Raw genomic sequence first — 26,263 nt, forward strand, 5'->3', positions numbered from 1 at the left:
CTTGAGGGATCAAGCTCTAGGCCGCCTCGCCCCGGCGCAGCCAGTCGACCACGACGTCGTGGGCTGCGCCGTCCAGATAGCCTTCTTCGTTGGCCGCCAGCGGCGCGCCGCGTCCGACGAAGCCGACGGGCGCGACCTCCGAGGGCGGGAAGCCGAAGCGTTCGCGGAAGGCCCGGTCGAAGCGGATGCGGGTGCCGAAGCCATAGCGCGAGGCGATGTCCTCGATGCTGGCCAGCCGTCCGCCACCCGAGACCCGCAGGTCGGCATAGGCCCGGTCCAGCCGCCGGTTCAGCACATAGGTCTGGACACCCCCCATGTCGCCGAAGGCGCGATACAGGGCGCTGCGCGACACCCCGATGGCCAGGGCCACCTCATTGACGTTCAGGCTCGGGTCGGCGGCGCGGGCGTCGAACACCTGCATGGCGCGTTGGCGGATGGTGCGGTGGATGCTTTCCAGATGCAGGGGCGCGACCGGTCCGGTTCGGCCCAGGAACCGTTCGGCGATGACGAAGGTGGCCTCGACGGCGGCGACGCCCTCTTCCTCGGTCAGGTCGCCGGCGACCTCCGACAGGGTCTTCAGATGCGACGCCACCAGCCGCCCGCCCGGGCTGGACGGCGGCAGGACCAGACCGTGCACCTTGCGCCCCAGCAGCCAGGACGGCACCGAGGTTCGGGGCGTGACCAGGTTGATGGTGTCGACGCTCTCGACCCGTGACGCCGAGGGCCGGGCCAGGTCGCGGAACTGCACCGATCCCGCGCCTGCGATGGTCTCGCGCCCGTCGCAGTCGCCGATGGTGTCGGTCAGGTTCACGATGATGCTGATCTGATCGATGCCCGAGCGCCGGATCTCGCCATGCCCGCGCGTCAGGGTCTGGGCGACCGAGCGGCCCCGGGCGAAGGCGGTGGCGCCGAACCGCCAGGCCTTGGTCTGGCTGCGAAAGCCCCGGCGACCCTGGTCGGCGACGCCCGAAACCTCATAGAAGTCCGCGATGGTGGCGCGGTAGCTTTCGTAGGCGTCAGGCTGCTGTTCGGACGATATGGCCCAGGCGACGCTGAGCGCCCTGTCTGATCGAATTGAACTCTCTGGCACTGTCGCTACCGCCGATACGCCCCACACGCGATCCGGAATCGGTATCCGACAATGTGTGATTTGTCGAAAGAATCCGGAGAGGCAGGCGGTTAGGACCGGAACCACCTCACCGCCGCCAGCGCCGCCTCAGGCGTGGCCTCGATCACTGTCAGACGCTCGGGCCGGTCGCCCAGCTCGCGGATGACACGAGGCGGGTCGGGATCGAAGCCGACCACGGGGGCGACGTCCTTGCCGAACTTGGCGGCGTGGGCGGTCGACAGGGCGACGACGGGACCGGAGCCGTTCAGCTGCTTGCGTGCGGCCGACAGGGCCACGGCCGTGTGCGGGCAGACGACCTTGCCGTACGTCTCATACGCATGGGCGATCTCGGCGCGGGTTGTCGCCTCGTCGACGGAGACGGCCGAGACCTCGGCGCGCAGGGCGGTCAGGAGGTCGGCGGGCAGGGTGGTCTGGCCGTCGCGGGCGAAGGCTTCGAACACGGCGCGGGTGGCGGCGGCGTCGCGGCCCGAGGCCTCGAACACCAGACGCTCGAAGTTCGACGGCGCCTGGACGTCCATGGAAACCGAGGCCGTCTCCACCGCGGCGCGGCGGGCGTAGAGGCCGTCGTTGATGGCCCGGGCCAGGGCGTCGTTCTGGTTCACCGCCGCGACGAAGCCGGCGACCGGCAGGCCCATCTTCCGCGCCGCGATCCCGGCGAAGGCGTCGCCGAAATTGCCGGTCGGGACGACGAAGGTGGGCGCCCGGGTCTCGCCCGCCGCAGCCAGCTGCATCGAGGCCGAGATGTAGTAGGGGATCTGCCCCGCCAGCCGCGCCCAGTTGATCGAATTGACCGAGGAGAAGCGGCTGCGTTCGCGCAGGGATTCCTCGGACAACAGCCCCTTCACCAGCCGCTGGCAGTCGTCGAAGTCGCCGCGAATGGCCAGGTTCAGGACGTTGTCGGCCTCGACGGTCGTCATCTGGCGGCGCTGCACGGCCGAGACGCGGTCCAGTGGATGCAGGACGATCAGGTCGATCCCGGCCTTGTTGGCGAAGGCGTTGACGGCGGCGGCGCCGGTGTCGCCACTGGTCGCCGTGACCAGGGTCAGCCGCTCGCCCGAGGCGGCCAGGGCCTCCGCCGACAGGGCGGCGGCCAGCTGCATGGCCAGGTCCTTGAACGCCGCCGTCGGGCCGTGCCACAGCTCCAGCATCCACAGGTCGTCGGCCAGCTGGACCAGAGGCGTCACCGCCGGGTCGTCGAAACCCGCGACCAGTTTTTGCAGGGCCCGGTCCAGCGCGCCTTCCGGCAGGGCGTCGCCGATGTAGGGCGCCATCGCCGCCCCGGCGATCTGCACATAGGACTGTCCCGGCGCGGTCGCTCCGGGGGTCAGCTTCGGCCAGGCCGAGGGCATGTAGAGGCCGCCGTCGGGCGCCATGCCGCGCAGCAAGGCGTCGGCGAAGTCTGTCGGGGTCGTGTCCCCACGGGTCGAGATGTAGCGGGCGGCGGCGTCGGTCATGATGGATTGGTCGTACCCAGCCGAAGCGCCGCCGTCACCCGCATTTCGCCTGAAAGCGGCGACCATATTTGCTGCCATGGATGCTCGGTGCGTTTTGCGGGCTGGCGCGGGCCCACCGAACCCGCCATGTCTGGGTCATGAGGTCGGCTGAATGAACCGAAGGGATCTTCTGATCCGGCTGGGCGCCGTGGGGGCCACGGCCGGCGCCGCCTGGTGGTTCCGCGACAATGTCCTGTGGCGCAGGCCCGACGTCACCCTGCCGCCCGAGCCTCAATGGCTGGCCTTCGCCGAGGCCCAGGCCAATGTCCCGACGGTCGATGTCCGGCTGAACGGCCGGCCCGTTCGCGCCCTGATCGACAGCGGCGCCCAGTATTCGGTGATCGACCGCGATTGGCTGAAGTCGCTCGGCGCGGTGAAGACCTTCGACATGCCCATCCTCGCCTATGGCGTCGGCGGGCAGGCCCAGATCGGCAAGGGGGTGACCCTTGATGTCGCCGTCGGCGACGCCCGCATCGGCAAGCTTCGCACCGCCATCCTCGACCTCGGCCTGCTGGCCTCCGACGACGGTCTGGGCACGCCCCTGATCCTGGGTCAGGACGTGCTGGGCGAGATCATTCTCGACCTCGATCCCGACCATCGCCGCGTTCGCTTTCTGCCGCGCGAGGCAGCGCCACCGACCGAGGTCTGGACCGTCGACGTCCATCGCGCGGGCAAGGCGCTGCGGACGGAGGTGACGGTCGAGGGAGCGAAGGTCCAGGCCGTGATCGACACCGGCTCCTCGTCGCTGCTGGCGCTCAGCCGTTCGGCGGCCGCCTCCGCGGGTCTGTTCGACGGACGCGAGCGGCGCGGGGGCTCCAGCCTGGTGCTGGGCGGCGCCATGGCCTCCACCCTCGTCGAGGTCCGCAGCCTGACCTTCGCCGACCAGACGTATGAGAAGGCCGAGACCGCCGTCTTCGGCGACGTCGCCCTGCCGGGCTTTCCCGACGCCCTGATCGGGATGGAGGCCTTCGTCGGCCGCCGCGTCTTGCTGGATCTCGGCGGCGGCCGGATGTGGGCCTCGCGTGAGCTTGATCTGACTGTCGGACCCTAAAACCCGAGCTCGGCCTTTAGCTGTTCGGGGGTGACGCCCGACGCCCGGATCTCGGCCAGGGTCACGGATTTGTCCCGCTTGGCGTAGCGCTTGCCGTCGGGACCCAGGAGCAGCGGATGGTGGCGATAGACCGGCGTCGGCAGGCCGAGCAGGGCCTGAAGGACGCGCTGCACCGAGGTCGCCTCGATCAGGTCCTCGCCCCGGATGACATGGGTCACCCCTTGAAGGGCGTCGTCCAGAACGGAGGCGATGACATAGCCCGCCCCGATATCCTTTCGCCCCACCACCATGTCGCCCAGCCGCTCGGGCTCGGCGTGGCGGAGACCCGGCTCCACGCCCTCCTCGACCCAGGTCAGGGCGTGCAGATCGCCCAGCCGCTCGCGCGCCGCCGCCAGCGACAGCCGCCAGGCGAAGGCCTGCCCCGCCGCCAGTCTTTCGGCCTCGTCCTTTGGCGAGTGCGGGCCATGGGCGAAGGCGTGGGCGTCCGCCGGATCGTCGGCGTGCGGCGCCCCTCCGGCCAGGGCCATCAGCTCCTTGCGCGTGCGGAAGCAGCGATAGAGGACGCCCATCTCCCGCAGCCGCTCCAGCGCCGCGTCGTATTCCGCCCGATGCTCCGACTGTCGTCGCACGGGCTTTTCCCAGTCCAGCCCCAGCCAGGCCAGGTCTTCGTAGACGCTGGCCTCATATTCGGGCCGACAGCGGGTGAAGTCAGTGTCCTCGATCCGCAGCAGGAAGCGTCCGTCTTCAGCCCTGGCCGCTGTCCAGGCCGTCAGGGCCGAAAAGGCATGGCCCCTGTGCAGATGGCCGGTGGGCGAGGGCGCGAAGCGGGTGACGAAGGCCATGACGGCCCGTCAGATCCGGACCAGGGCGCCAGCCTTGAGCGCCGCCTCGACCGCCGCATCCACCGCCTCTGTCGCGACGAAGGGGAACTGGGCGCGAAGGTCCTCGATGGCGAAGTCAGGCTGGCTAAACGCCCACTGCATGGCGACTGCGACCGGCCCCCGGAACGGCGGGGGCGCGAGGTTGGTGCGGCGATAGCCGGTCAGGGGCTTGCGATGGGGCAGGTCGTAGGCGGGCGGCCGGGTGATCAGCCGCTCCTGGGTCATGGCGATCTCGTCGGCGAACCGGGGGTGGGCGGCGAGGGCCGCCAGCTTCTGGCCCAGGGCCGCGAGCTGGGCCTGCAGCGGTCGCCCGCCGTCCTGTCCCGCCGGCGCAAGCCAGGCCCGGAACTCCGGGTCTTGCAGGGCTGCGCTTTCCAGCAGGGAGAACAGGATACGGCCGTACAGCGGGGTGACTGAATAGGTGACGTGCAGCGAGGCGCCGGGCTCGGCCAGGGCGTCGTGATACCAGCCGCGCGGCAGATAGAGGACGTCGCCGGGCTTCATCATGACGTCCATCATGGGCCGCCCCCGGGTCCGCTCGAACCAGGCGGGCATCTGGTCGTCGGGCGCCTCGAAGCCGATCGGACAGTCCGCCTGGTTCTCATAGAGCCGCCAACGCTTCTCGCCCTCGACCTGGACGGCGAAGACCTCATGCAGGTCGAAATGGGTGTCGAAGGCCCGCACTCCGCCGAACGACAGATAGGCGTTGGCCCCGACCTTGCCGGCGAAGGCGCGGCCCAGGGCGTGGGCGAGATCGCGCAGCCTGGGCGTCAGCGTATGGACGTCGTTGGCCACCAGGCTGGCGCCCGTGGACAGGAAGATCTCGACCTTGGCGGGGGAGGGCCGCAGCAGCCGCCCGGTCTGGTCGGCGGTCTCCTCGCAATAGAAGTCCGCAGGCACCGGCTGGCCGTCGCGGATCAGCTTCAGGGTGTTGGCGGTCCAGTTCGCGGTCTGGGACAGCAGGCCGTTGAACTCCGCCCAGTCGGTCAGGGCGGCCTTGGGCGCCCCGGCTTCGGTCGGCCCGTTCTCCGCCGGAATGTGTAGCGGCTTTCGGCCGTAGTAGTCGGCCATGAACCGATCGGGGGTGATCGGATGCAGAAGTTCGTCCAGACTGTTCATCGCGCCGGACGCTAGAGCGGTCGGTCCTTCCTGTCGACGGGCGCCGAGCCCCCAATGATCCGCCCTGCATGACCAGCCCCGAAGCCATCGCCGCCGCCCGTCTCGCCCTGATCGCGGCGGACCCGTCGCTGAGCCGCGCCCATGCCGATGTCCCCGTCTTCGACTGGCGCACCCGAACGGGCGGCTTCGAAGGCCTGTTCCGCATGATCGTCGAGCAGCAGGTCTCCCTCGCCTCCGCCGCCGCTATCTGGAAGCGCACCGTCGAGGGGCTGGAGGGCGTCGTGACCCCGGAGAATGTCCTCGCTCACGACATCGAGACCCTGCGGACCTTCGGCCTGTCCGGCCAGAAGGCGCGCTATGCCCATGAGATCGCCCGGGCCCAGACCGAGGGTCGCATCGACTTCGACCATCTGGGCCGGCTCGACGACGCCGAGGCGACCGCGTCCCTGGTGGCGATCAAGGGCGTCGGCCGCTGGACCGCCGAGACCTTCCTGATGTTCTGCGAAGGGCGCACCGACGTCTTTCCGGCCGGCGACATCGCGCTGCAGGAGGCCATGCGCTGGGCCGACCGAAGCGCCCTTCGCCCGACCGAGAAACAGGCCTATATCCGCGCCGAACGCTGGGCGCCGCACCGGAGCGTGGCCGCCCATCTGTTGTGGGGCTGGTACGGGGCGGTCAGGCGCGGCGAGGTCGCGCTGGAACAGGCCACGCTGGAACAGGCGAGGGAGGGGAGATGACGCCGCTGGTCGACGCCGAGACGGCGAAGGTCCTCGCCGACCCGCAGCGGCTGCTGTCCGTGCTGGACTTCGCAGGCGTCGCCGTCTTCGCCGCCACCGGGGCGCTGGCCGCCGCGCGCGAGAAGCACGACCTCGTCACCTTCGCCTTCTTCGCCGCCATCACCGGGGTCGGCGGCGGCACCATGCGGGACCTGCTGCTCGGCCTGCCGGTCTTCTGGGTCCAGGACTGGCGCTATCTCGGGGTCTGCATCGCCGCCTCGGTGGCCATCTGGCTGATCGGCCGTCGCGACTGGCGCTTCCGGGCCCTGCTCTGGCTCGATGCGATCGGTCTGGGGGCCTATGGGGTGCTGGGCGCCGCCAAGGCCGAGGCTGTCGGCGCCGCGCCCCTGATCTGCATCGTCATGGGCGCCCTGACGGCCTGTTTCGGCGGGGTGGTGCGCGACCTCCTGGCCGGCCAGCCCTCGATCCTGCTGCGGCGCGAGATCACCGTCTCGGCCGCCCTTCTGGCCGCGACGGTCTATGTGGTGCTCAGGGCCGATGCCCTGGGCATGGCGGATCTGTCGCCCTGGCCCGCGGCCATCATCGCCGCCGTGTGCGGCTTCGGCCTGCGCGCGGGCGCCCTGCAATGGGGCTGGAGCCTGCCGGGCTTCCCTGACCGACCCCGCAAGCCAGGGTGAGCAAGGCGGGTTGAAGGCGAGGGAAATCGTGATCGTTCCGCCGTCGGAACGTCATGGCGGCGTCGTCGAATCGGGCCTAGGGTGTGATCACAGATAAGGAAGGAGATCACGTCTTCAGTCCTGTCGCCTCACACCCCCCTCAGCACAGCGGGAGGGCCTGATGCAGGTCCTGACCCGACCGCCGTCCGGATTTCCGGCTCTGGTGCTGAACGCCGATTTCCGCCCCCTGTCCTACTACCCGCTGTCACTGTGGCCCTGGGAAGAGGCGGTGAAAGCCGTCTATCAGGACCGCGTGGACGTCGTGTCCCTCTATGACAAGGTGGTGCGCAGCCCCTCCATGGAGATGCAGCTGCCCAGCGTCATCGCGCTGAAGAGCTATGTCGACCAGGACCGCAGCCCGGCCTTCACCCGCTTCAACGTCTTCCTGCGCGACGGCTTCACCTGCCAGTACTGCTCGGAGACGGCCGAGCTGACCTTCGACCATGTCATTCCCCGCTCCCAGGGCGGCCGCACGACGTGGGAGAATATCGTCGCCGCCTGTTCGCCCTGCAATCTGCGCAAGGGCGGCCGCACGCCGCGTCAGGCCCAGATGCCGATACGCCGCGAACCGATCCGTCCCAACGCCTGGCAGCTTCAGGACGCCGGCCGCCGCTTCCCGCCGCACTACCTGCACCAGAGCTGGCTCGACTACCTCTACTGGGACATAGAGCTCGAACCTTAGGGTTCTTTTCAGTTGCTCGAAATGGCTCAAACACCCTTGTGGTGGGCAGGTTCAGGGTTCGTTCTTTTACCGCTGATTTCTCGATTATCCTCCGAAATCCTCCCGGCTGGTGACCATGTGGTGACCAAAACCGGGACCAGAAACGGGACCCCTCGTGGGCCCGAGGAGAGATCGAATGGTTCAGAACCCGAGGTCCGGAAAGATCACCAAACGCCTGGTCGACGCCCTGACGTCTGAAGGGGTGCGCTTCACCCTCTGGGACACGCAGCTCAAGGGTTTCGGGGTGCGCGTCGCCGTCAGCGATACCAAAACCTACGTCGTTCGATACAGGACGATCGGCGGCGCTGACCGCCTCCTTCACATCGCTCGCCATGGCGTCGTGACCGCCGAGGAAGCCCGCGAACGAGCGGCCGCTGTACTGGCCGAAGTCGCGTCAGGTGGTGACCCTCAGGGGACCAAAGTCGAACGACGCGAAGAACTGACCATGTCGGAGCTCTGCGACCTCTACATGAAGGAGGGCGTGACGATGAAGAAAGCGACGACCCTTCGGATCGATCGCATCCGCATCGCCCGCCACATCAAACCCCGCCTGGGCAAGATGAAGGTCACCGATATCGGCCGAGCGGACATCGAGCGGCTGATGGTCGATGTCGGGTCGGGACGCATTCGTGGAGAGGCGACGCCGCACACTCGCGGCGGTATTCATGCGGCCTCGCGCACGGTCGGACTGCTGGGCGGTATCTTCACGTTCGCCGTTGAGCGGGAGTTCGTGAAGACCAACCCCACGCGAGGGGTGAAACGCTACAAGGACAACCGTCGGGACCGCTTCCTTTCCCCGGCCGAACTGGCCCGGCTCGGCGATGTCCTGGCGGAGCTCGAGAAGCATGGGGGCGATCCGCGCCACATCAACATCATCCGCCTGCTGGCGCTGACCGGCGCCCGCAAGAACGAGATCGCCAGGCTCAAGTGGTCGGAGATCGACCGCACCATGGGGATGCTCCGGCTGGAGGATTCCAAGACCGGGGCGAAGGTGATCCGTCTCGGGAGCGCGGCGCTGAAGCTGATCGAGGGCCTGCTCTCGAACGGGAGCATCTACGTGTTCCCGGATCGGAAGGATCCCAAGCGTCCGATCGCCAATCTCGACTGGGCCTGGGTCGGCATCCGCAAACGCGCCGGGATGGAAGACCTGCGGATCCATGACCTTCGGCACAGCTTCGCGAGCGCCGGGCTGGCCGGCGGCGAAGGGCTTCAGCTCATCGGCAAGCTGCTCGGCCACAGTCACGTCAGCACCACAAGTCGATACGCCCACCTGGCGGACGACCCGGTCCGTGCCGCCGCCGACAGGATCAGCGAGAGCGTCGCCGCCTCTCTCGCGGGCTGGTCGGTTGAAGACGGACAGACGGCCCATTGAAAGACGGCCGCCCGGCGGGTCGCCGGGCGGCCGAAGTTGTCGCGATGGACTGGGGAGCTAGGCGCCCTCGTGAGCGGCCTCGCCCCAATGTCCGGCCTGGCGAGGCTGGCTCGACGAAGACCGGAGGCCCGAGAGCTGGCTGCGCGCCCACTCGTGCAGCAGGCTCTTGGGGTAGTAGGGGGTCCGCCCGAGGTGGGTGCAGGGCGGTCCGTCAGACCGGGTGCAGAACACCTTCGCCAGTGTCGACGGTGACCGGCGGATGCCCATACGTAGAAGCTCGGTGGACGCTTCCTTGCGGGTCAGCAGCATTTCCTCAGTTCCGTGAAGATGTAGACCGGCCATGTGGCGCTCCTTTCCGTCTGAACCAGAACTGCAACCAAGCAAGCATCGACGGAAATAAACCGCAACCGGCGGACGTAGAGAACTGATGGACGGAATGAATAGGTGACCTGTTCGATCTGTTTCGGCCTGTTCCGATCTGGTTCTGAGTAAGGAAATCGATCACAGCCTTGTGAGATGGGTCGCTTATGAACTTCGGTTTTTCTTGGATCCCGCGGAGAAGCAAGACATCAAGCGGTGGTGAATGAAGGTGGCCTTGGCGTTGCCCTCGAGTGCGGACATAGTCGAGCGGGCTTTTACGCCCATACTGGTGAACCACAGCCGTTCAGGGGAACTGCATGTCTAGCTTCACGGATCGAGCCATGAGCGCCGAGGTATCGCCCGAGCTTTTTGCGGCGTCGTTGGAAGCCATCGGCGAACTGCCTGCGGATCAACGTGGTTCGTTCGAAGGTCGCGCCTTCCGCCTGTTCAGACTACTCGAGGAGCGTGACGAAGCGGATGAGGCAGCGCTTAATGCCTTTGCCATTCAGCTTCGGCTGGAGGCGCTCGCGCGGTTGCATGATGATCGTGGTCTGCGAGCCTGGACGCTTCCGGGGGACGCCGAAGGCGCTGACTACATACATGCCGACGTAGTGGCTGCCGCGGCAGTTGAGCCGCTTCTGGCGATCGATGATCACACAGTCGGATTCGATCTCGAGTCTTTCCGCGCGCGCGTGCTGGCCGACGCGGCTGTGCGCGGACACGCCTAGCCGGGACATCCTTCGTCATGCCAAGGCGCACAAAGTCACTGAAGCGAGGTGCGGCCGGCGACGCGGCCCCCGCAGGAGATATTGCGACGCGCGCCGGCGTGGTCGCCCAGCGCCTGCTCGCGGAGCGCGGCCTCCACTATCTCGAGGATATGTTACCCGACGATGCCCGAGAGTTGCTCCGAGCGGCTTGGCGTGAGGCCGCCGAACAGATGTTCGAAGGGCGTGACCTCGATGTTGTGCAGGCGGAAATCGACATCATGATCGACAGCCTGGATATGACCGAGCCGCCACCGCCCATGCATCGGTCCGAAATGCACTGACGCCTGCGGCATCACCCCTCATCGCGGTGGAGAGACGATGACCTTCACGTCAATCAGGCCGGTCCGTGGTTTAGACAGATCGGACTGGAAGCCTGCAGGGTTTTTCAGGTGGTTGTCGGGATCGTAAACGAGGCAGATGAGCCGGTCGACTTCGCTGTTACCGCCGTAATCGACAAAGTCGTTGGCGAGTTCTTTCTTGATCTTGGTCGTGTCGGACTTGCGGACGTATTTGAGTTCCACCATCGCCCGCAGCGGTTTGAGAAAGAACTCGCACCTCGACGCGCTGCCGGCGACGGATGGGCTCCATTCCTCTTCACGCACATCCGGGAAGTAGGCGGCGAGGATCGAGCGGAACAGGTATTGGCAGTCCCACTCGTCCTTGATGGCATAAACCGCTCCACCGTGCGGGTGGGTCTTCAAAGCAAGGACACTCTCGTGGAAACGGCGGGCAAGTGTGACGATCAGGTCCAGATCCGCGGTTTCGGAACTGACTGTGGCAGCGGGTGGCGAGGGTTTGCGTGCCAAGGTGTAATCAATGGCTCCGAGAACGTGGAAAACCTGCCGGCGGGCGACGTCGACGATGTGTGGTGCGCCGACGATCTTGTGCTTGAGTTCGTAGGCGGCCTGCTCCTCGTCGAGGTCGTCGACCATTGCCTGCACGAAAGCCCGGTACGCTACGAGCCCCTGCTCAAATCGCTCAGGTGAGGCGAACATCTCATTTGGGATCCGGACGTCCGCCACAAACTCCTCGGAGTAGTGGTAGAGATTGGAAATGATATCGCGCGATGTGCCATGCCATGGATCCTTCCAGGACCCTGGGTAGCCCTTCGCATCTTGCATGGCGCCGCGAAACTCATCGTCGATCGCGATGCGGGCTTTACGAAGATACTCCAGGCTCTCGACTGCCCACTCCATCTTGTCCATCAAATAGCCCCGGGGTTGGTCTCGTCCTTAATGCGGAGCTTTAGGATGCCGTAGGCGGCTGGGAAAGTGGTGCGATCTCATGCCTACCGAAAGTCCCGCGTCCTGACTCGAATGCCCTCGAGCGACAGGTCCGGAATGTAGATGTCCCGGGCCTTGGGTGTCCGGGCGTCCGGCTTACTGCCCCGATAGACCTCGTCGCCCCGCCCATGCGGCAACCGGAACTCGCCCCTCCGGCCCAGCGACGCCAAGAGGTCCGAGCCGTCGTGCAGCCGCTCGGCGACGATGTGCACCACCTCGCCTTCGCGCTGCACCCTGCCGTCGACCACCAGCAGGCTGGCGCCCAGCACCACCCGCCGCTGCTGCTCGTAGAGGCTCGGCCAGATCACTAGATTGGCCACACCGGTCTCGTCCTCGATGGTGATGAACATCACCCCCTTGGCCGATCCCGGCTTCTGACGGACCAGAACGAGGCCGGCGACCCGGGTCAGGCGGCGGTCGCGCATGGCCGTCCCGTCGGCGCAGGTCATCACATGCCGGACCTGGAGTTCGTCGCGCAGGAAGGCCAGCGGGTGGTCCCGCAGCGTCACGCCCACATGGGTGTAGTCCTCCACCACCTCCTGACCGGCGGGCATGGCCGGCAGGGCAGCATCAGGCTCATCCACCTCCGGCACGAGTTCGCCGGCCTCCGCCGAGGCCGCCGCGAACAGCGGCAGGGGATCGTCGCGGAGCGCCTTGATCGACCACAGGGCGTCGCGGCGGGACAGGCGGAGCCCCTCCAGAAAGGCGTCGGCCTCGGCCAGTCGCGTCAGGGCCCCGACGGGCGTCATGGCCCGTCGCCACAGATCGTCGATGCCGGCGAAGGGCCGATCCCCGCGGTTCGTCACCAGCCGGGCCGCGTCCCCGTTGGCCAGGCCCCGCACCATGCGCAGTCCCAGCCGCACCGCGAACCGGTCCTCCCGCTCCGTGGGCTCCAGGGTGCAGTCCCAGCGACTGGCATTGACGCAGACCGGCCGCACCTCGACCCCGTGCTCGCGGGCGTCCCGCACGATCTGGGCCGGCGCGTAGAACCCCATCGGCTGGGCGTTGAGCAGGGCGGCGCAGAAGACATCGGGATGCCAGCACTTGAGCCAGGAGGAGGCGTAGGCGATCAGGGCGAACGACGCCGCATGGCTTTCCGGGAAGCCGTAGGATCCGAAGCCTTCCAGCTGGCTGAAGGTCTTCTCCGCGAACTCGGCCGTATAGCCCCGCTCGACCATCCCTCCGACCAGCTTGTCCTTGAAGTGGCTGACCCCGCCGGTGAATTTGAAGGTCGCCATGGCGCGGCGCAGCTGATCGGCTTCCGACGCGGTGAATCCGGCGCATTCGATCGCCACCCGCATCGCCTGCTCCTGGAACAGGGGCACGCCGAGCGTCTTGCCCAGAACCTCCTCCAGTTCCGGCTTGGGAAAGACGACCGGCTCCTTCCCCTCGCGGCGCCGCAGGTAAGGATGGACCATGTCGCCCTGAATGGGGCCCGGTCGCACGATGGCGACCTCGATCACCAGGTCATAGAAGGTGCGCGGCTTGATGCGCGGCAGCATGGCCATCTGCGCGCGGCTTTCGATCTGGAAGACCCCGAGCGTGTCGGCCTTGCGGATCATGGCGTAGGTCTTGGGATCCTCGGCCGGGATGGAGGCCAGGTCCAGATCCATGCCCTTGTGATCGCGCAACAGGTCGAGACCGCGCCGCATGCAGCTGAGCATGCCCAGCGCCAGGACATCGACCTTCATGAACTTCAAGGCGTCGATGTCGTCCTTGTCCCATTCGATCACCTGACGATCCTTCATCGCCGCCGGCTCGATGGGCACGAGATCGTCCAGCCGGTCGTCGGTCAGGACGAACCCGCCGGGATGCTGGGACAGGTGGCGCGGAAACCCGATCAGCTGTCGTGACAGGTCCAGCGCCAACCTCAGACGCCGGTCCTCCAGATTGAGGTTCAGCTCCTCGGCGTGCCGATCCTCGACCCCCTCCGACGAATAGCTCCAGACCTGGGACGAGAGGGTCTTGATCAGGTCTTCGGTCAGGCCCAGCGCCTTGCCGACATCGCGCAGGGCGCCGCGCGAGCGGTAGCGGATGACGGTGGCGCACAGGGCGGACCGGTCCCGCCCATAGGTGTCATAGATCCACTGGATCACCTCCTCGCGGCGCTCGTGCTCGAAGTCGACGTCGATGTCCGGCGGCTCCTTGCGCTCCTGACTGACGAAGCGTTCGAACAGGAGGTCGTTGCGCCCCGGATCGATGGAGGTGACGCCCAGCACGAAGCAGACCGCCGAGTTGGCGGCCGACCCTCGCCCCTGACACAGGATGTCCCGGCTGCGGGCGAAGCGGACGATGGAGTGAACGGTCAGGAAGTAGGGCGCATAGCCCAGGGTCTCGATCAGTCCGAGCTCGTGTTTCAGCGCCGCCCGCACCTTGTCAGGCAAGCCTTCCGGATACCGGTCCGCCGCCCCCGCCCAGGTCAGGGCCTCCAGCGCCTCCTGCGGGGTCTGTCCCGCCGCCGCCTCGCGCGGATACTGGTAGGCCAGCTCGTCCAGGCTGAAGCGGCAGAGATCGGCGATCTCGACCGTGCGCGCTAGGGCCTCCGGATAGCGCGCGAACAGTCGGTGCATCTCGCCCACCGGCTTCAGGTGCCGGTCGGCCGTCCGGCTCCGGCGAAAGCCCACGTCGTCGATGGTGCAGCCTTCCCGGATACAGGTGACGACATCCTGCAGGATCCTGCGGTCGGGATGGTGGAACAGAACGTCGTTGGTCACCACCGTCCGCACCGCCGCGGCCCTCGCGGCTTCGCAGAGCTGATGCAGTCTCATCTGGTCGCGCGGCCGCCGATGCAGGGTCAGGGCCAGATGGGCGTCGTCGCCGAAGACTTCGACCAGATGCACCAGGTTCCGACGCGCCGCCGTCAGGCCGTCGGGGACCAGCACGGCGATCCATCCTTCGCCCCAAGTCTCCAGGTCGTCCCACCCGAGCCGGCATCCGCCCTTGCCCGCCCGCCGCTTGCCCACCGTCAGCAGGCGACAGAGCCGGGCGTAGCCCGCCCGGTCCCGGGGATAGACGAGAATCTCCGCCCCATCCTCCAGCACGAGACGGCAGCCCACGATCAGCCGAACCCCGGTCGCCCGCGCTGCCTCGTGCGCCCGGACGATGCCCGCCAGACTGTTCCGGTCCGTCACCGCCAGCGCGTCGAGCCCACAGGCGGCCGCCTGGGCAAACAGCTCCTCGCAAGAACTCGCCCCTCTCAGGAACGAGAAGTGGGACGCGCATTGGAGTTCGACGTACGACATGGGCCCAACGGGAGGTTTGTTCCCGTTATGTTCACATTCTTCGACGCCAGGAAAGCGAGATCACTTTCTTATTCAGGGGGCGGTGGCGTGTGACCGAGGGCGATGGCCTTCTTTCGCTGGGCAGGACTAAGCGCTGCCCAGAACCTGTGCACGCGTCCAGTGGGCATCGACTGTAAATCGTCGATGTGCTGCTGACGTTTGAGCTCGACCTTGAAGAAGCTGGGCTGGTGGTCGATCCCATTGGTCTTCAGACGCCAGAAGACCACGTTTGCGTATTTCGGCGTCAATGTCCCGTGCCGCTTGTAGTATTCCAACGCGCCTTCAAGGATCGCGTTGTTCTCCGCAGCAGCCAGCTTCTCCAGCGCGGCGATGCAGGCCTTGAGCTGCATCTCATTGGTCAGTTCGGTCAGTCGCCGCTTGGCCTCCTGTGGCGTCAGTCGGCGTCCTTCCTGGACGATGGCGACGTCGAACTTCAGAATGCAGTGTGACCCGACCCAAAGGGTCTCGTCGGTCCGCTCGTTGCCGATCTCGAAGTGGTAGCGGAGCCCTTCCTGACCGCAGAGGCGACAGGTCTCGACCGGCGCGCCGTGGTCCTCGGTCCGCTCGGTGAACCGCCATTCGCGGAACGCCGCAGGCAGGGTTTTGGCGATGGACAGGGGCAGGATGCTGTCGCGCACCCGGCTGGTGTAATGCTCCACGTCCCTCGCTCCCTTCCGGCCCGATCGATAATCTAGACGTGCAACGCAGACCGACGCTATCCTAACTGTCGAGGCTGCCGGGATTAAAAAGTCTTCGTTCCAGCCAGCTATTGGCGTTCTTGCAGGAATCCGTACAACTAACCGCTGTCCGGCGAAGCGGAACGCCGTTGAAGTTAGGGTCGGGGTTGGCGGCGATAAACAACACGGCGGCGCCGCAGGCGGCCGGCTACATCCTTCAACTCGAAAGGGCGCTTCACCATCTGGCCCATGCCGGTGTGGGGGCCGTGATCGCCGTGGAACATCTGGACGACGTGGTCGTCCTCAAGGATGGTAAGGCCGTCGTTCAGGAACAGGACAAGAGCACGGCGACGCCCAGCGCCCGATTGCTCTCTGACCGCAGCAAGGCGATCTGGCGCACGCTGGAAATCTGGTTGCTCCAGCAGGAGACGCCTGAGGCGATCGCCTGCGAGCGATATCTCTTCTTCGTCAATCGGCCTGTGGAGACGGCCATTTCCACCCTCTTGAAGAAGCGCAAGCTTGGCGAGGCGAGCGCGGCGCAGGTGTTGGTCGCCCTGCGAGCCGAAGGCACGGCGCCGTCCAAGAAAACGACCAAGGTCACACAGGCGCAGGCCTTGATCGACCGGGTGCTACAACGCTCCGACGACGAACTGCTCGACCTGATCGGACGCATCGAGATCGTCGAGGCCGGCGACCCGGCAGAGGATCGCGCCGCCATGGCGAACGGCCTCGGTTTGAGCCCCAGGGCGAATGCGGAGGACATTCTGGACGGCCTGCTCGGATGGCTGACGCGGCTGGTGCGTGAGGAATGGAATGCCGGGCGTCCCGGAATGGTGTCGCGTGCCGCGATTCTACTCCAGAAGGATGCCCTCCAGGCTCGCCAGGCGCGGAGCCGCCTTCTTCCGAGGGCGGCCTCGGATGTACGGGTGTCCGACGCCGATCGTGCCGGCGCCTTGTCGCGGACGTTTGTCGAGCACCTCGGCCGGATCGAAGCCCAGGATGAGGATGTTGTCGACGCCGTCGATCATTTCCTGAAGTTCAATGCCGAAAAGCACCGGCTCGTCATCGAGGGCGAGGTCGCCGACGGGGAATGGCGCGATCGGGGTGACCGCCTGCGCACCCGATGGCAGAATTTGATGCGGCGCCGAACCCGGGAGATGAAGCCCAAGCCGCCGACGGAGATCGGACAAGCCGTGCTCGCCGACGCCACTTATGATCACCAGGAACCGCTGGATGGTCAGCCCTGCGGCGAGCTCTACATGACGTCCGGCCACTACCACCGCCTGGCAGACGAGAATCAGGTCTGGTGGGACCCTAACTATTCCCCGGAGCCCTCCGGTGAAGATTGATCACGAGGAACTGCTGGCCAGAAACCCGGCTCTGATGGCCAGCGCCTTCTGGCATGTCGCCCAGCGCCACGCCGGCAAGGCCCATGGCGCGCCGCCGATCCTGCCCATCTTTGTGGTCAGCGCCGCCCTGCTTCTTCACCGCGCGACGGTGGACAAGGTCCACGGCATGAATTTCGACAGCGGGTTCCTCAAAGCCGTCGTGGAGCGGCCCGACTTGCTCGCCGGCCTGCAACGCCGTGTGGAGGCGCATGCCGACACCGCGCTCAAGGCGCTGCAGGTGGGTGTCGCCTCGGGCCTTCTGATCCGCGAAGGCGGAGAAGGCTTTCCTCGCTTCAGGGCGATGAGCGGCGCCGATCTTCCGCAAGCTATCCGGGATCTCGACCCCCCGGTCTCTCACGTCCTGAGCGCCGCCAAGCGGCTCGGGACCTGGTTCGCCATGGACGGCTTTGAAGCCGCCCAGCGACAGCTGAACATCGAGTTCTGACCCATGAAGCTCTTCATCCGCGAAATCATCATCTGGCCGGAAGACGTTCGCTTCGAACCCCGGACGCTGACCTTCGACCCGGGCGCGGTGTCGGTGGTGACCGGATGGAGCGGCACTGGCAAATCCTCGATCGTCAACATCATCGACTATGTGCTCGGGGCGGGCTCCTGCTCGATCGCTGTCGGTGTGATCCGCAACGCGGTTTCTTGGTTCGGACTAACCATCGAAACCGACGCCGGCCTTATGAGGATCGCCCGCCCTAAGCCGGCGGCGCGTCAGGTGTCCGAGGAGATATGGCTGCAACAGGGGCCTGAGGTGGAGCAGCCCCTGCCCATGCGCCCGGCGGCGAACTCCAACGTCGCGCGTCTTAAAGCGCTGCTCGACATCTATTCCGGCCTGTCCAATCTGGCGCTCGATCCGGAGAAGGACAAAGGCTTCGGCGGGCGGGCGAGTTTCCGCGATCTGGCGGCCTTCAACCTTCTGCCACAACATGTCGTGGCCAATCCCTACACGCTCTTCTTCAAGGCGGACTCTTCGGAGCATCGCGAGACCTTGCGCCACGTGCTGCCTCTCGCTTTGGGGATCGTGACCAACGAAGACTTGGTGAGACTCCATCGCCTTCGGCTGCTGCGTGACGAATTACGCAAGGTCGAGACAGAGCTGCGGACCCGGCGCAACGCCATCGACAACTGGAGCGCAAACGCACGCGGCGCCTTCTTCCGCGCCCAGGAGCTCAGTCTCGTGCCGCCCGGAGAGCCGCCCGGAGACCTGCGCGGGCTGCTCTCGGTGCTCGCCGAGGTGGTCGCCGCCGGCGGTCAATCTGTCGCCGCTCCTGGCCGGGTCACGGCTGCGGTGACCCGGCTGGACGACATTCGTCGTCAGGAGCAGGCGCTCGACCAGAAGATCGGCGCCGAACGGCGTCGCCTACGCAAGCTGCGCAGCCTTTCCCGAGCGGTGGTCGACTATGCCGATGTGCTGGCTGAGCAGTCGGCGAGCGTGAAAGGTGTCGGCTGGTTCAAGGCTCATGTCGCGGGAGAGTCCTGCGTTCTGTGTGGATCGGACACCGAAGCGGCGAAAGACGCCCTGGAGGAACTGAACGACCCGATCGCTGAGCTGCAGAGCCTCTCGACTGGCGCGACGACCGCTCGGCCTATGGTTGATCGTGACCTTATCGCTGTTCAGGGCTCCCTGCTTCAGGCGGAAAACGATCTTCAGGCCCTGCAACGCACCCGACGCGAGTTCGAGGCGCAGGTCGATAAGGAACGCGGCCAGTCGCAGAGCCTGGAGAACATCTTCAGATTTATCGGATCGACCGAACAGGCCTTGCGCATGCTCGGGGATATCCAGGGTGACGAGGGTCTGGAGGCCCAGGTCGCCAAACTTCGCGGCGACATCCGGGATATCGAGCGGCAAGGCAACGACGAAGAACGCCGCCGCCGCGCTTCGGACGTCCATGCCCGTATCTCAAGCTACATCGTCCGCTTCATCGAGCATCTCGGGATCGAAGGCGCCGAAGGCCGGCCCATGCTCGATGAGCGCGAGCTGAATCTCCGGTTCGAACGCGAGGGCGCCAAGGGCGCGGATTTTCTCTGGGAAATCGGCAGCGGCGAGAACTGGATGGCCTACCATCTCGCCGCCCTGCTCGCGCTTCACGGGGTCTTCCTCAATCGTCTCCAGAACAATCCGGTGCCGACCTTCCTCGTCATAGATCAGCCGAGCCAGGTCTATTTCCCGAGCGACACCTTCGAACAGATCGTCACCGGCGAAGCCGATCTTGACGAGCCTGGAGAGTCGATTGGCGCCGCTCGTGGGCGCAAAGGTCGGCTCGGCGATCTGGAGAGTACGCGCAAGATTTTCGCGAGCCTCGCTCGCGCGCACGGGTCGTTCAACTCCCGCCTGCAGATCATCGTGCTGGATCATGCGGACCATCATGCATGGGGCGACATCGAGGGCGTCAAAGAGGTGGCCAACTGGCGCGGCGAGGCCGATTTCCTCATCCCCTCGCACTGGTTGGCCGACGAGGCCGCTCCCGACGCGCCCAACGAGGTGACCCCGGATTGACGCGACAATCGATCACCCGAACAGTCCATGGATAAACCAGGCTTGCGACCCCGTCCGACCATCTTCGCCGTCGCCAGCCCGGAACAACCAGAACCGCCGCCCCACCTCATCCTCAACCTGGAAGTAGTCACGAACGGCCCAGACCTCGGCGTCCCGCCGTCGCCATTCTCCGAATATCCTTTCAGGGCCGTCCGCGCGGACTACCCGACGCCGTACGCCTCGCCATGTGAAGTGGGTCGGGGGATTGTCGGGCAGCAGGGCCATGGTCTCGACGGGCTCGGGCCGCTTCAACAGGCGTGCGGGACGCGGCCAATCCGGCGTCCAGTCCAGAACCGGAGCGACAGAAAGGGGCGGCGCCTTGCCGACGGAGCGCTCGGGCACGTCGCTCTCGACCGGGACCAGTCGATACAGGCGCTGGGCGCCGATGCGGTTGGACAGCATATCGACGAGATCCGACAGGTCTGGCCCCTCGGTCTCGCCCAAGGCGCTCTTGCCCCACCGCCAATCGAGGGGTTCGGCCTGGACTGCGGACAGGGTCATGCGCTCGATGCCGAACCCCGGATCGATCTTTTCGATCCGGTCGGTCAGCAGGCGCGACAGCCGGGCCGCATCCCGGGTCGGTCGGGCCAGGCCCACCCTCTGCGCCTCGACCCGGTTGTCGACACGGACGCACAACCAGTCCAGCCGTCTGGCTCCCAGGCTCAGGATCTCCAACGCCGCGCACAGTTCCGAGGCGAGCGCCGTGACATGGCGCTCGAGGGTCTCCGGCGCGCCGATCGGCTCCCCGAACACCCGCGACACCGTCGGGATCTCCGGCGCCTCGACCGGGACGAGCGGCTCGTCCACACGCCCGTAGGCCTGGTCGATGCGACGGCCGAGGTCATGACCGAACCGGAGCGTGAGAGGCGCGCGAGGCCGATGTGCGACGTCGGCGATCCGGTCGAAGCCCATCCGGTGCAGATGCGCGATCAACGCCTCCGGAAGCCGCAGCGCCGCCAGCGGCAATCCTGCGATGGCGGCGTCGACGGCGTCGGGCGCGATCATACGGTGCGCGCGTCGGAAGCGGACCACGGCATGGGCGGAGCCATAGGTCGGACCGATCGCGGCGTCGGCTTCAATGCCTTCCTCCTTCAGGCGTAGGATCATGTCCGCCAGCATGGCGGCCTCCCCGCCCTGAAGGTGGGCGGCCCCGGTGGCGTCGATGGCGAGGCCATCCGGCGGATCGGGCTGGCAGACGGGGGCGTACCGGCGCATGGCCCAGACGGCGAGACGACCGAGCGCGGCCTCGTCGCCCGCCGGATCCGCCACCCGAACGTCGAGGCCGGGGATGAGGGCCTGAGCCTGGGTCGCCGCCATGCCGACGCGTGCGCCCTGGGCCAGCGCCGCCGTGTTGGCGGCGAGCACGATCCGACGGCGCCCGGACCGACCCGCGAGGATCAGGGGAAGCTCAGGCGGCGGCGCGACGTCCGCCAGTCCGCGTCGCAGACGATCGACGGACCAGTTCGGCAGGTAGAGCGAGACGACCCGTCTCATCACAGGCTTCCAAGGTGAAATCCGCGGCCTCGGCGCCGCGACAACGGATGAGTTCGACGAACCAGCGCGCCCGCCCCACGCCGGGCACGGGCAAGGGCGAGGAGGGGGCCGGGCTGATGCGCCAGCGCGTGGCGGAGGCGGTGTGCTGACCGAAGTCGGCGGCTTCCGAAGCCCGTCGCCATCGGCGCACCGCCAGACCCAGGCCGCCCGAGTCTTCGGCGGCCAGTTGCAGCCGTCGGGACGCGACGAGACTGAGGCGGGCGGTCTCGGCCACGACGGCGGCCAGACCGGGATGACGAAGGCCTTCCTCGAAACAGGCGAGAAGGGAAGGCTCGTCCCCGGCCTCGACATAGATCACCCGGTCCGGCCCCAGACCGGCCTGACGCAGGGCCGGTGCGAAGAGGTCGGGGCGGGTTACGCACCACAACACCTGGCCGGGCCGCCGGGCGGCGATGCCTGCGGCGAACAGGGCGGCTGCGGCGCCGTCCACGGCCTCCTCGCCGCCGCCTGCGATCTCATGAACGGCGCCCAGTGAAAGACCGCCGCTGGGGAGATGGCGATCGAGATCTTTCACGCCGAAGGGCAACACCCCGGTGGTGTTCCGGCCGCCCTGTTCAAGGGCGCGGATCCGATCGCGCAGGATGTCGAGCCCGGCAGGCAGGCGGGCGCGCATGAGAAGCCTCCTGTTCCCAAGGCTGATGAATGTTCCTGTAATGTTCTGGTTCTGTATGATGCGAAGAGTCAACCTTCGCTCATCTCTTATCCCCTTCGCCGGACGACCTGTGGACCGCGCGCCAGGACGGCCAGGGACGGTCGCCGCTGGCTTTTTCAGCGAAGTCGGCGATCAATGGGGCGGTAGACGGAGGTCCGCATGTGCAACGAGTATCAGCTCATCCTGCCGTTCGACGAGGTGATCGAGACCTTCAACCGAACCGGCGACCGTCTCGTCTTTCCCGGCGGCATGCCCAACTTCGGACCCATGGCCTCGATCCGTATCGGCGACCGGGCGCCCATCATCACGCGAGGCCCCGATGGCTCGCAGCTGATCGTGTCGCCCTGGGCCTGGAAGTCGCCACAGGGAAGACCCGTGTTCAACTTCCGATCCGACGGTCGATCCTTCGACGGCGTCACCCGCTGCCTGATCCCCACCGACGGCTTCTTCGAGTTCACCGATGCCGAGCCGGGTCAGAAGCGCAAGACCAAGTGGCGGTTCACCATGGCCGACGCGCCGATCTTCTGGGTCGCCGGCCTGGTTCGAGACGGCGCCTTCGCCATGCTGACCACCGAGCCGGGACCGGACATCGCCCCCTACCACGACCGCCAGATCGTCCTGCTGAGACCCGATGCGGCCCTCGATTGGCTGGACCTGCGCAAACCCGAGGCCGAGCTGCTGCGCCCCCTGCCGGAAGGCAGCCTGTCTGTCGAGAAGGTCTTCCCGGAAGCGGCATGAGTTCGGCAAATCGTCACCGACCCAGATCCTGACCCAGATGCTTGCCGCTGAGGACCTGGGCGAAGCCGCGCGCATCGAGCGAAAGCGTGACCGCTTTTCCCACGGTTGGCGGGGTCTCGCCGACACCCAGCCGCCCATAGTGTTCGGAGCCGTCAGCGGCGCGCACCACCACATAGGCGGAGCCGCCCAGTTCGTCGTGGAAGCCGGTCTTCACGACCTTGCCCTGGACCGGCGCCTTGCCCAGCTGTTCCGCCGACCGCGCGCCGTCAAGACGCCGTTGGTTGAGGGTGCGAATGACGTCCTTCGAGAGCTGCAGCCTCCGAAGTCGGGCTTCCATATCCGGGGCCAGCCGGAAGCGCCGCCCTGTTCGTTCGGCGAGGCCCAGGGTCTCCAGATGGCGCAACCGTCCCCGGGTCAGCGCCGTCCAGGCGTCAGTGCCCCCGATCCCGTCATCGACACAGCCGTTGTTGTCCGCAGCTGCCAGGAGACGGCGGTCGAAGGCGGTGAACCGGTCGGCCTCGGTCTCACGCCAGACCCGCCGTTCGGCGTCCTGACGGCTGAGGTCGCCGAGCCGCTCCTGGGCCACTTCCTGGGCCCGGGCGCGAAAGCCGTAGCCGATGTAGTCGCGCGGAATCACGAGGTCCCGGCCGTCGCTTCTCCGGCCGCGCACAAGCACATGGGCGTGCGGCTGGTCGGTGTCGAAATGGCAGACGGCGATCCAGTTCAGACCCGGTTCTCCAAGGTCGTCGGCGACCCTCGACATGACCTCCCTGGCGAAGCCCTGGAGGTCCGAAATCCGATCGCCGTGCTCGGGTGAAATGATGAAGCGAAAATGGTGCCTGTCCTTCGCCCAGCACTCCGTGGCGCCGGTCGGATCGACCCTCTCACGCACCGGTCCGAAAAAGGCCGCGCGCTCGCCGTCCTCGCCCGCGCCCATGCGGCCGAGATAGGCGATATGGGCGGCGAGCGCCGCGCCCCGGGCGAACCCCTTGCCCATGTGCCGGGACACCAGCGCCTTGACCGTGACGCGCTGCCGGACGTCGAGACGGAAGGGACGACCCGAGCGGTTCTGGGCCGCGCGCAGACACCCGGCGCGGTCCCCGTAGGCGAACAGGCGCGAGGCCGCGAGCCTCTGGAACATGGCGATCCGGACGCTGGTCTTGTCCGACTTCAACCTCTGCGGAAGGCGCACTTTCAAGGTCGAGACGTCATCCTTTGACGCTTGGGCGAGGCGTACCTCAATGGCGGTTCGGACCTGCATGATCGGGGCTCCGGCCTGTCGTCGTCGCGGAATCAGGCGTCAACTCAGCGCAAGTCGACGTCGGTCTCCGCAATCCTCGCAAGTGTCTGCCCGGGCTCAGGAAAACAGAAGGCCAAAACCCCTCTTTTATCTTGCCCTAAGCCCTCAATCTGACGATTTCCAACCAGCCTCTCCAACAGTGAACACAGCCGATCAAACCTCGGCAAGACCCAGGCGACCCCGGCGTTCAGACCGCTTCGGGTCCGCCGGATGACAAGAAAAATCCCGCCCGGCCGAAGCCGAGCGGGTCATTGATCCAGATCGTGATGTCTCAGGCGGCCCGGGCCTTGATGGGCACGTGCCGCAGCCCGTTCTCCATCGCCTTCTGGCCGAGGTTGAGCGCCGGTCCGAACGGCCGCTGATCCTCCCGCACCCCGGCCAGCGAATGGACCAGGGTCAGGCAGACCTCCGGCTCCAGCGCGATCAACTCGTCGTTCGCCCGGAAGGGAGCCGCCTTTCCGTTCCTGTCGAAATCCGCCCGGGCGAGGATCAGCTTCACCCCCTTCTGCTGGGCCCATTTGATCGCCAGCTTCTCGGAGCCTTTCGCCCCGGTCGTCGCCAGAGCCATGTCCGGCCACTCCCCCTTAGCCCAGTTGAGGGCGTCGAAGATCCGCCCGGCGTCCTCGGCCGTGTCCGCCATCGGCGCGCCCCGGAAGGCGACGACCGGACCGCCCGGATCGGCCTCTCCGGACCGACGATTCCGGATCGCCCGGATCGCCTGTTTCGCCTCCAGCTGCGCCGCCGTCAGATGGGTGCCGCGCCGTGATCCCCGCCAGGCGGTCCAGACCTCCCCGGTCGCGATCGTCCAGGTTTCGGAGGCCGCATCCCGGATCAGTTCGCAGGCCTGCGTCGCCGCATCTCCGGATCTCGCTTTCGCCGTTGCGTCCTGAAGTTCGACATCGGCCGCTTCCGATCCGTCGAAATCCCGATCCAGGGCGCGCATCGCGTCACGGGCGCGGTCGGCGTCCCGTTCAATCCGTCCCGCGGCCGAGTGGAAGGCGCCGATAAGCGCTTCGCCGAGGATCGTCTGATAGTCCTCCAGAGCGGTGTCGGAGATCACGTCCACGAGCTCGGTCATGAGCGCGCGCCCCAGCTGGATCAGGGCGTCCTCGGTGGGGTGCGGACGCGCATCCCCCAAGGACGCGGTCAGGTCGTCGAAGGCGGAGTCGGTCTTCGAAGAGGCGGAGAAGGCGGTGTTGAAGTGGGTCATCGAACCATTCCTTTGAAAAGAGACTGTCGAAGCGCCCCATGCGCAACGACCCCGGCTTTGGCCACGGCGGGGTCCTCGGCAGTCACCGGAGCGGAGGGCCGCTTGCCCTCCGTGGAGGGGAACGGCGCAGCCGTTGATTTCCGGGGTGCCGTGACAAAGTCGGAGGGCGTTGTGTGGGGGCAAGTCGTCGTCGCCCTTCGCGACGACGACTCCATTCGGCGCCGTCGCGCCGATACGGACGAGAAGGCGTCGATCTTCTCGTCCCTCGACGCCGGCGGGCCGGCGGCGCATCCCCAGGCGAGCGAGCCGTCCTCAAGGCGCCACGCCCGCGAGGCGCATAAGGCCCTCCACCGACAGCGGTGTGGGCCGATAGGCGATCGCTGCATGGGCGGCGCAGAAGGCGCCGCGTTCAGACGGACGACCGCAGAGGCTGAAGGCGGCGTCGCCCGGTTCGCCATACGGCCAACGGCAATCCATCCGCCTCACCGACAGAATGGTCGCAACGCCATCGGGCGGCGGCTCGGGCGCCACGTGATGCGCCGCCTCGCGACGAGTCCGGGCGCCTGTGCGCCCCTCCGAGAGGCCGAGGCGAGCGACCTTGCCGAGGACGGCGTTGCGGGTGAGGCCGCCGCCGAGTTCCAGGGCGATGGTCTCGGCGCTCCGCCCTTCGGGCCACAGGCGCTTCAGCAGATTGATACGGGCTTGGGTCCATGCGGACATGGCGGTCTCCTTCGGCGAGCCCCGATGGCTCGTCCGACCGCGCCCTTCCTCCGGCCTTTCCGTCGCCAGCACGAAGAAGGGCCCGAGGCGCAGCGCGCCCGGGCCCTTCAAATCTCCCCTTCGGATCAGAACGGGATGTCGTCGTTGAGATCGTAGCCGCCGCCCGCCTCGACGCCGCGATCGGCGACGCCGGAGCGGTCTTCGGACGGTTCGCCGACGACGCGCCGGTTCTTCAACCGGATGTCGCTGACGACGAGGCGAAGGTCGTAGTGCTCCACCCCGTCCTTGCCGGTCCAGGTGTCGTTTTCGACATGGCCCTGGATCACGACGCGGCTGCCCTTTCGGGCATAGGGCTGGATGTAGTTTTCAGCCGTCGCCTCGTTGAAGCAGATACAGTTGAAGCCGGTGGTCCGCTCGCCGGGTTCACCGTTGGCGCGCCGGAAGCGGGTGGTTTCCACCACGCGGAAGCTCGCGCGCTTCTTGCCGGAGCCTTGCGCCGACAGGATGGAAGGGTCTGCGGCCAGGTAGCCTTCGAGGGTCAGGGTTTGCATGGTCAGTCTCCTTGAAAT

At 67.0% G+C, this 26,263-nt stretch carries 25 protein-coding genes; 11 read left to right on the forward strand and 14 right to left on the reverse strand.

Features of this window, described 5'->3' with window-relative positions; genetic code table 11:
• Window positions 1-16 precede the first annotated feature (16 nt).
• The gene (locus tag ACW172_RS10960; protein WP_492031571.1) at window positions 17-1,090 is read right to left on the reverse strand and encodes a helix-turn-helix domain-containing protein; all 1,074 of its coding nucleotides are present in this window, start codon (window positions 1,088-1,090) and stop codon (window positions 17-19) included.
• A gap of 89 nt (window positions 1,091-1,179) precedes the next feature.
• Window positions 1,180-2,583, reverse strand: a complete 1,404-nt coding sequence (thrC, locus tag ACW172_RS10965) for a threonine synthase (RefSeq protein ID WP_492031572.1) — start codon at window positions 2,581-2,583, stop codon at window positions 1,180-1,182.
• 151 nt (window positions 2,584-2,734) lie between these two features.
• On the opposite strand from thrC, the gene ACW172_RS10970 reads away from it, so the two are divergent.
• On the forward strand, window positions 2,735-3,673 hold the full coding sequence (locus tag ACW172_RS10970) for a retropepsin-like aspartic protease (protein ID WP_492031573.1): 939 nt from the start codon (window positions 2,735-2,737) through the stop codon (window positions 3,671-3,673).
• Here ACW172_RS10970 and gluQRS read toward each other — a convergent pair.
• Together gluQRS and ACW172_RS10980 are read right to left on the reverse strand one after the other, a co-directional pair.
• A complete protein-coding gene (gluQRS, locus tag ACW172_RS10975) occupies window positions 3,670-4,515 on the reverse strand; it encodes a tRNA glutamyl-Q(34) synthetase GluQRS (RefSeq protein ID WP_492031574.1) in 846 nt (281 codons plus the stop codon). The two genes, ACW172_RS10970 and gluQRS, sit on opposite strands and share 4 nt — an antisense overlap.
• 9 nt (window positions 4,516-4,524) lie before the next feature.
• Window positions 4,525-5,673 carry a cupin domain-containing protein gene (locus tag ACW172_RS10980; protein ID WP_492031575.1) on the reverse strand — a complete coding sequence of 383 codons (1,149 nt, stop codon included), beginning with the start codon at window positions 5,671-5,673 and terminating at the stop codon, window positions 4,525-4,527.
• Between the two features lie 68 nt (window positions 5,674-5,741).
• Between ACW172_RS10980 and ACW172_RS10985 the strand changes: the two genes are divergently transcribed.
• The 4 genes from ACW172_RS10985 (at window position 5,742) to ACW172_RS11000 (ending at window position 9,219) form a co-directional block, all read left to right on the forward strand.
• Entirely contained in the window at window positions 5,742-6,410 is a 669-nt protein-coding gene (locus ACW172_RS10985) for a DNA-3-methyladenine glycosylase family protein (RefSeq protein ID WP_492031576.1), read from the forward strand.
• On the forward strand, window positions 6,407-7,087 hold the full coding sequence (locus ACW172_RS10990; protein WP_492031577.1) for a trimeric intracellular cation channel family protein: 681 nt from the start codon (window positions 6,407-6,409) through the stop codon (window positions 7,085-7,087). The genes ACW172_RS10985 and ACW172_RS10990 overlap by 4 nt, the downstream gene beginning before the upstream one ends.
• 160 nt (window positions 7,088-7,247) lie before the next feature.
• Window positions 7,248-7,808 (forward strand): HNH endonuclease, encoded by a 561-nt coding sequence (locus ACW172_RS10995; protein ID WP_492031578.1) that lies wholly within the window; start codon window positions 7,248-7,250, stop codon window positions 7,806-7,808.
• 241 nt (window positions 7,809-8,049) lie between these two features.
• On the forward strand, window positions 8,050-9,219 hold the full coding sequence (locus ACW172_RS11000; RefSeq protein ID WP_169802118.1) for a tyrosine-type recombinase/integrase: 1,170 nt from the start codon (window positions 8,050-8,052) through the stop codon (window positions 9,217-9,219).
• A gap of 57 nt (window positions 9,220-9,276) precedes the next feature.
• Here the strand turns inward: ACW172_RS11000 and ACW172_RS11005 are convergent, their stop codons facing one another.
• The gene (locus tag ACW172_RS11005; RefSeq protein ID WP_035308711.1) at window positions 9,277-9,561 is read right to left on the reverse strand and encodes a hypothetical protein; all 285 of its coding nucleotides are present in this window, start codon (window positions 9,559-9,561) and stop codon (window positions 9,277-9,279) included.
• Between the two features lie 359 nt (window positions 9,562-9,920).
• On the opposite strand from ACW172_RS11005, the gene ACW172_RS11010 reads away from it, so the two are divergent.
• Both ACW172_RS11010 and ACW172_RS11015 read left to right on the forward strand, forming a co-directional pair.
• Entirely contained in the window at window positions 9,921-10,307 is a 387-nt protein-coding gene (locus ACW172_RS11010; protein WP_054764216.1) for a hypothetical protein, read from the forward strand.
• Window positions 10,308-10,405: 98 nt separating this feature from the next.
• On the forward strand, window positions 10,406-10,627 hold the full coding sequence (locus ACW172_RS11015) for a hypothetical protein (protein ID WP_035308709.1): 222 nt from the start codon (window positions 10,406-10,408) through the stop codon (window positions 10,625-10,627).
• A gap of 18 nt (window positions 10,628-10,645) precedes the next feature.
• On the opposite strand, the gene ACW172_RS11020 is transcribed toward ACW172_RS11015, so the two are convergent.
• The 3 genes from ACW172_RS11020 to ACW172_RS11030 all read right to left on the reverse strand — a co-directional run bounded on the left by ACW172_RS11020 (window position 10,646) and on the right by ACW172_RS11030 (window position 15,569).
• Window positions 10,646-11,551, reverse strand: coding sequence for a PD-(D/E)XK nuclease domain-containing protein (locus ACW172_RS11020; protein ID WP_052005029.1), 906 nt, complete (start codon window positions 11,549-11,551; stop codon window positions 10,646-10,648).
• Between the two features lie 83 nt (window positions 11,552-11,634).
• Window positions 11,635-14,871 carry an error-prone DNA polymerase gene (locus ACW172_RS11025; RefSeq protein WP_054764215.1) on the reverse strand — a complete coding sequence of 1,079 codons (3,237 nt, stop codon included), beginning with the start codon at window positions 14,869-14,871 and terminating at the stop codon, window positions 11,635-11,637.
• A 68-nt stretch (window positions 14,872-14,939) separates the two neighbouring features.
• Window positions 14,940-15,569 carry a hypothetical protein gene (locus ACW172_RS11030; protein WP_035307865.1) on the reverse strand — a complete coding sequence of 210 codons (630 nt, stop codon included), beginning with the start codon at window positions 15,567-15,569 and terminating at the stop codon, window positions 14,940-14,942.
• A gap of 185 nt (window positions 15,570-15,754) precedes the next feature.
• Here ACW172_RS11030 and ACW172_RS11035 point away from each other — a divergent pair, with 185 nt between their 5' ends.
• From ACW172_RS11035 to ACW172_RS11045, 3 genes are read left to right on the forward strand one after another with little or no spacing between them, the layout of a single operon-like run.
• Window positions 15,755-16,936: an ABC-three component system protein gene (locus ACW172_RS11035; RefSeq protein ID WP_035307863.1), complete on the forward strand. Its 1,182-nt coding sequence runs from the start codon at window positions 15,755-15,757 to the stop codon at window positions 16,934-16,936.
• Complete coding sequence (locus tag ACW172_RS11040; RefSeq protein WP_035307862.1) at window positions 16,926-17,420, forward strand: three component ABC system middle component; 495 nt, start codon at window positions 16,926-16,928, stop codon at window positions 17,418-17,420. Before ACW172_RS11035 ends, ACW172_RS11040 begins: the two co-directional genes overlap by 11 nt.
• A gap of 3 nt (window positions 17,421-17,423) precedes the next feature.
• On the forward strand, window positions 17,424-19,481 hold the full coding sequence (locus tag ACW172_RS11045) for a DUF3732 domain-containing protein (protein WP_492031579.1): 2,058 nt from the start codon (window positions 17,424-17,426) through the stop codon (window positions 19,479-19,481).
• A 12-nt stretch (window positions 19,482-19,493) separates the two neighbouring features.
• Here ACW172_RS11045 and ACW172_RS11050 read toward each other — a convergent pair whose 3' ends face one another.
• Both ACW172_RS11050 and ACW172_RS11055 read right to left on the reverse strand, forming a co-directional pair.
• Window positions 19,494-21,014, reverse strand: coding sequence for a Y-family DNA polymerase (locus ACW172_RS11050; protein ID WP_054764214.1), 1,521 nt, complete (start codon window positions 21,012-21,014; stop codon window positions 19,494-19,496).
• Window positions 20,929-21,687, reverse strand: a complete 759-nt coding sequence (locus tag ACW172_RS11055) for an ImuA family protein (RefSeq protein ID WP_035307855.1) — start codon at window positions 21,685-21,687, stop codon at window positions 20,929-20,931. Before ACW172_RS11055 ends, ACW172_RS11050 begins: the two co-directional genes overlap by 86 nt.
• Window positions 21,688-21,885: 198 nt before the next feature.
• Here ACW172_RS11055 and ACW172_RS11060 point away from each other — a divergent pair, with 198 nt between their 5' ends.
• Window positions 21,886-22,464 (forward strand): SOS response-associated peptidase family protein, encoded by a 579-nt coding sequence (locus ACW172_RS11060; protein ID WP_035307852.1) that lies wholly within the window; start codon window positions 21,886-21,888, stop codon window positions 22,462-22,464.
• 13 nt (window positions 22,465-22,477) lie between these two features.
• Here the strand turns inward: ACW172_RS11060 and ACW172_RS11065 are convergent, their stop codons facing one another.
• The 4 genes from ACW172_RS11065 to ACW172_RS11080 form a co-directional block, all read right to left on the reverse strand.
• Window positions 22,478-23,656 (reverse strand): DUF3363 domain-containing protein, encoded by a 1,179-nt coding sequence (locus ACW172_RS11065; protein ID WP_224764257.1) that lies wholly within the window; start codon window positions 23,654-23,656, stop codon window positions 22,478-22,480.
• Window positions 23,657-24,035: 379 nt separating this feature from the next.
• Window positions 24,036-24,974 (reverse strand): DUF2493 domain-containing protein, encoded by a 939-nt coding sequence (locus ACW172_RS11070; RefSeq protein ID WP_035307847.1) that lies wholly within the window; start codon window positions 24,972-24,974, stop codon window positions 24,036-24,038.
• A gap of 312 nt (window positions 24,975-25,286) precedes the next feature.
• Window positions 25,287-25,694 carry a GcrA family cell cycle regulator gene (locus tag ACW172_RS11075; RefSeq protein ID WP_066555132.1) on the reverse strand — a complete coding sequence of 136 codons (408 nt, stop codon included), beginning with the start codon at window positions 25,692-25,694 and terminating at the stop codon, window positions 25,287-25,289.
• 125 nt (window positions 25,695-25,819) lie between these two features.
• Window positions 25,820-26,245 carry a single-stranded DNA-binding protein gene (locus ACW172_RS11080; RefSeq protein WP_035307844.1) on the reverse strand — a complete coding sequence of 142 codons (426 nt, stop codon included), beginning with the start codon at window positions 26,243-26,245 and terminating at the stop codon, window positions 25,820-25,822.
• Window positions 26,246-26,263: the final 18 nt, after the last annotated feature.

Source organism: Brevundimonas sp. ALps5 (assembly GCF_058681645.1).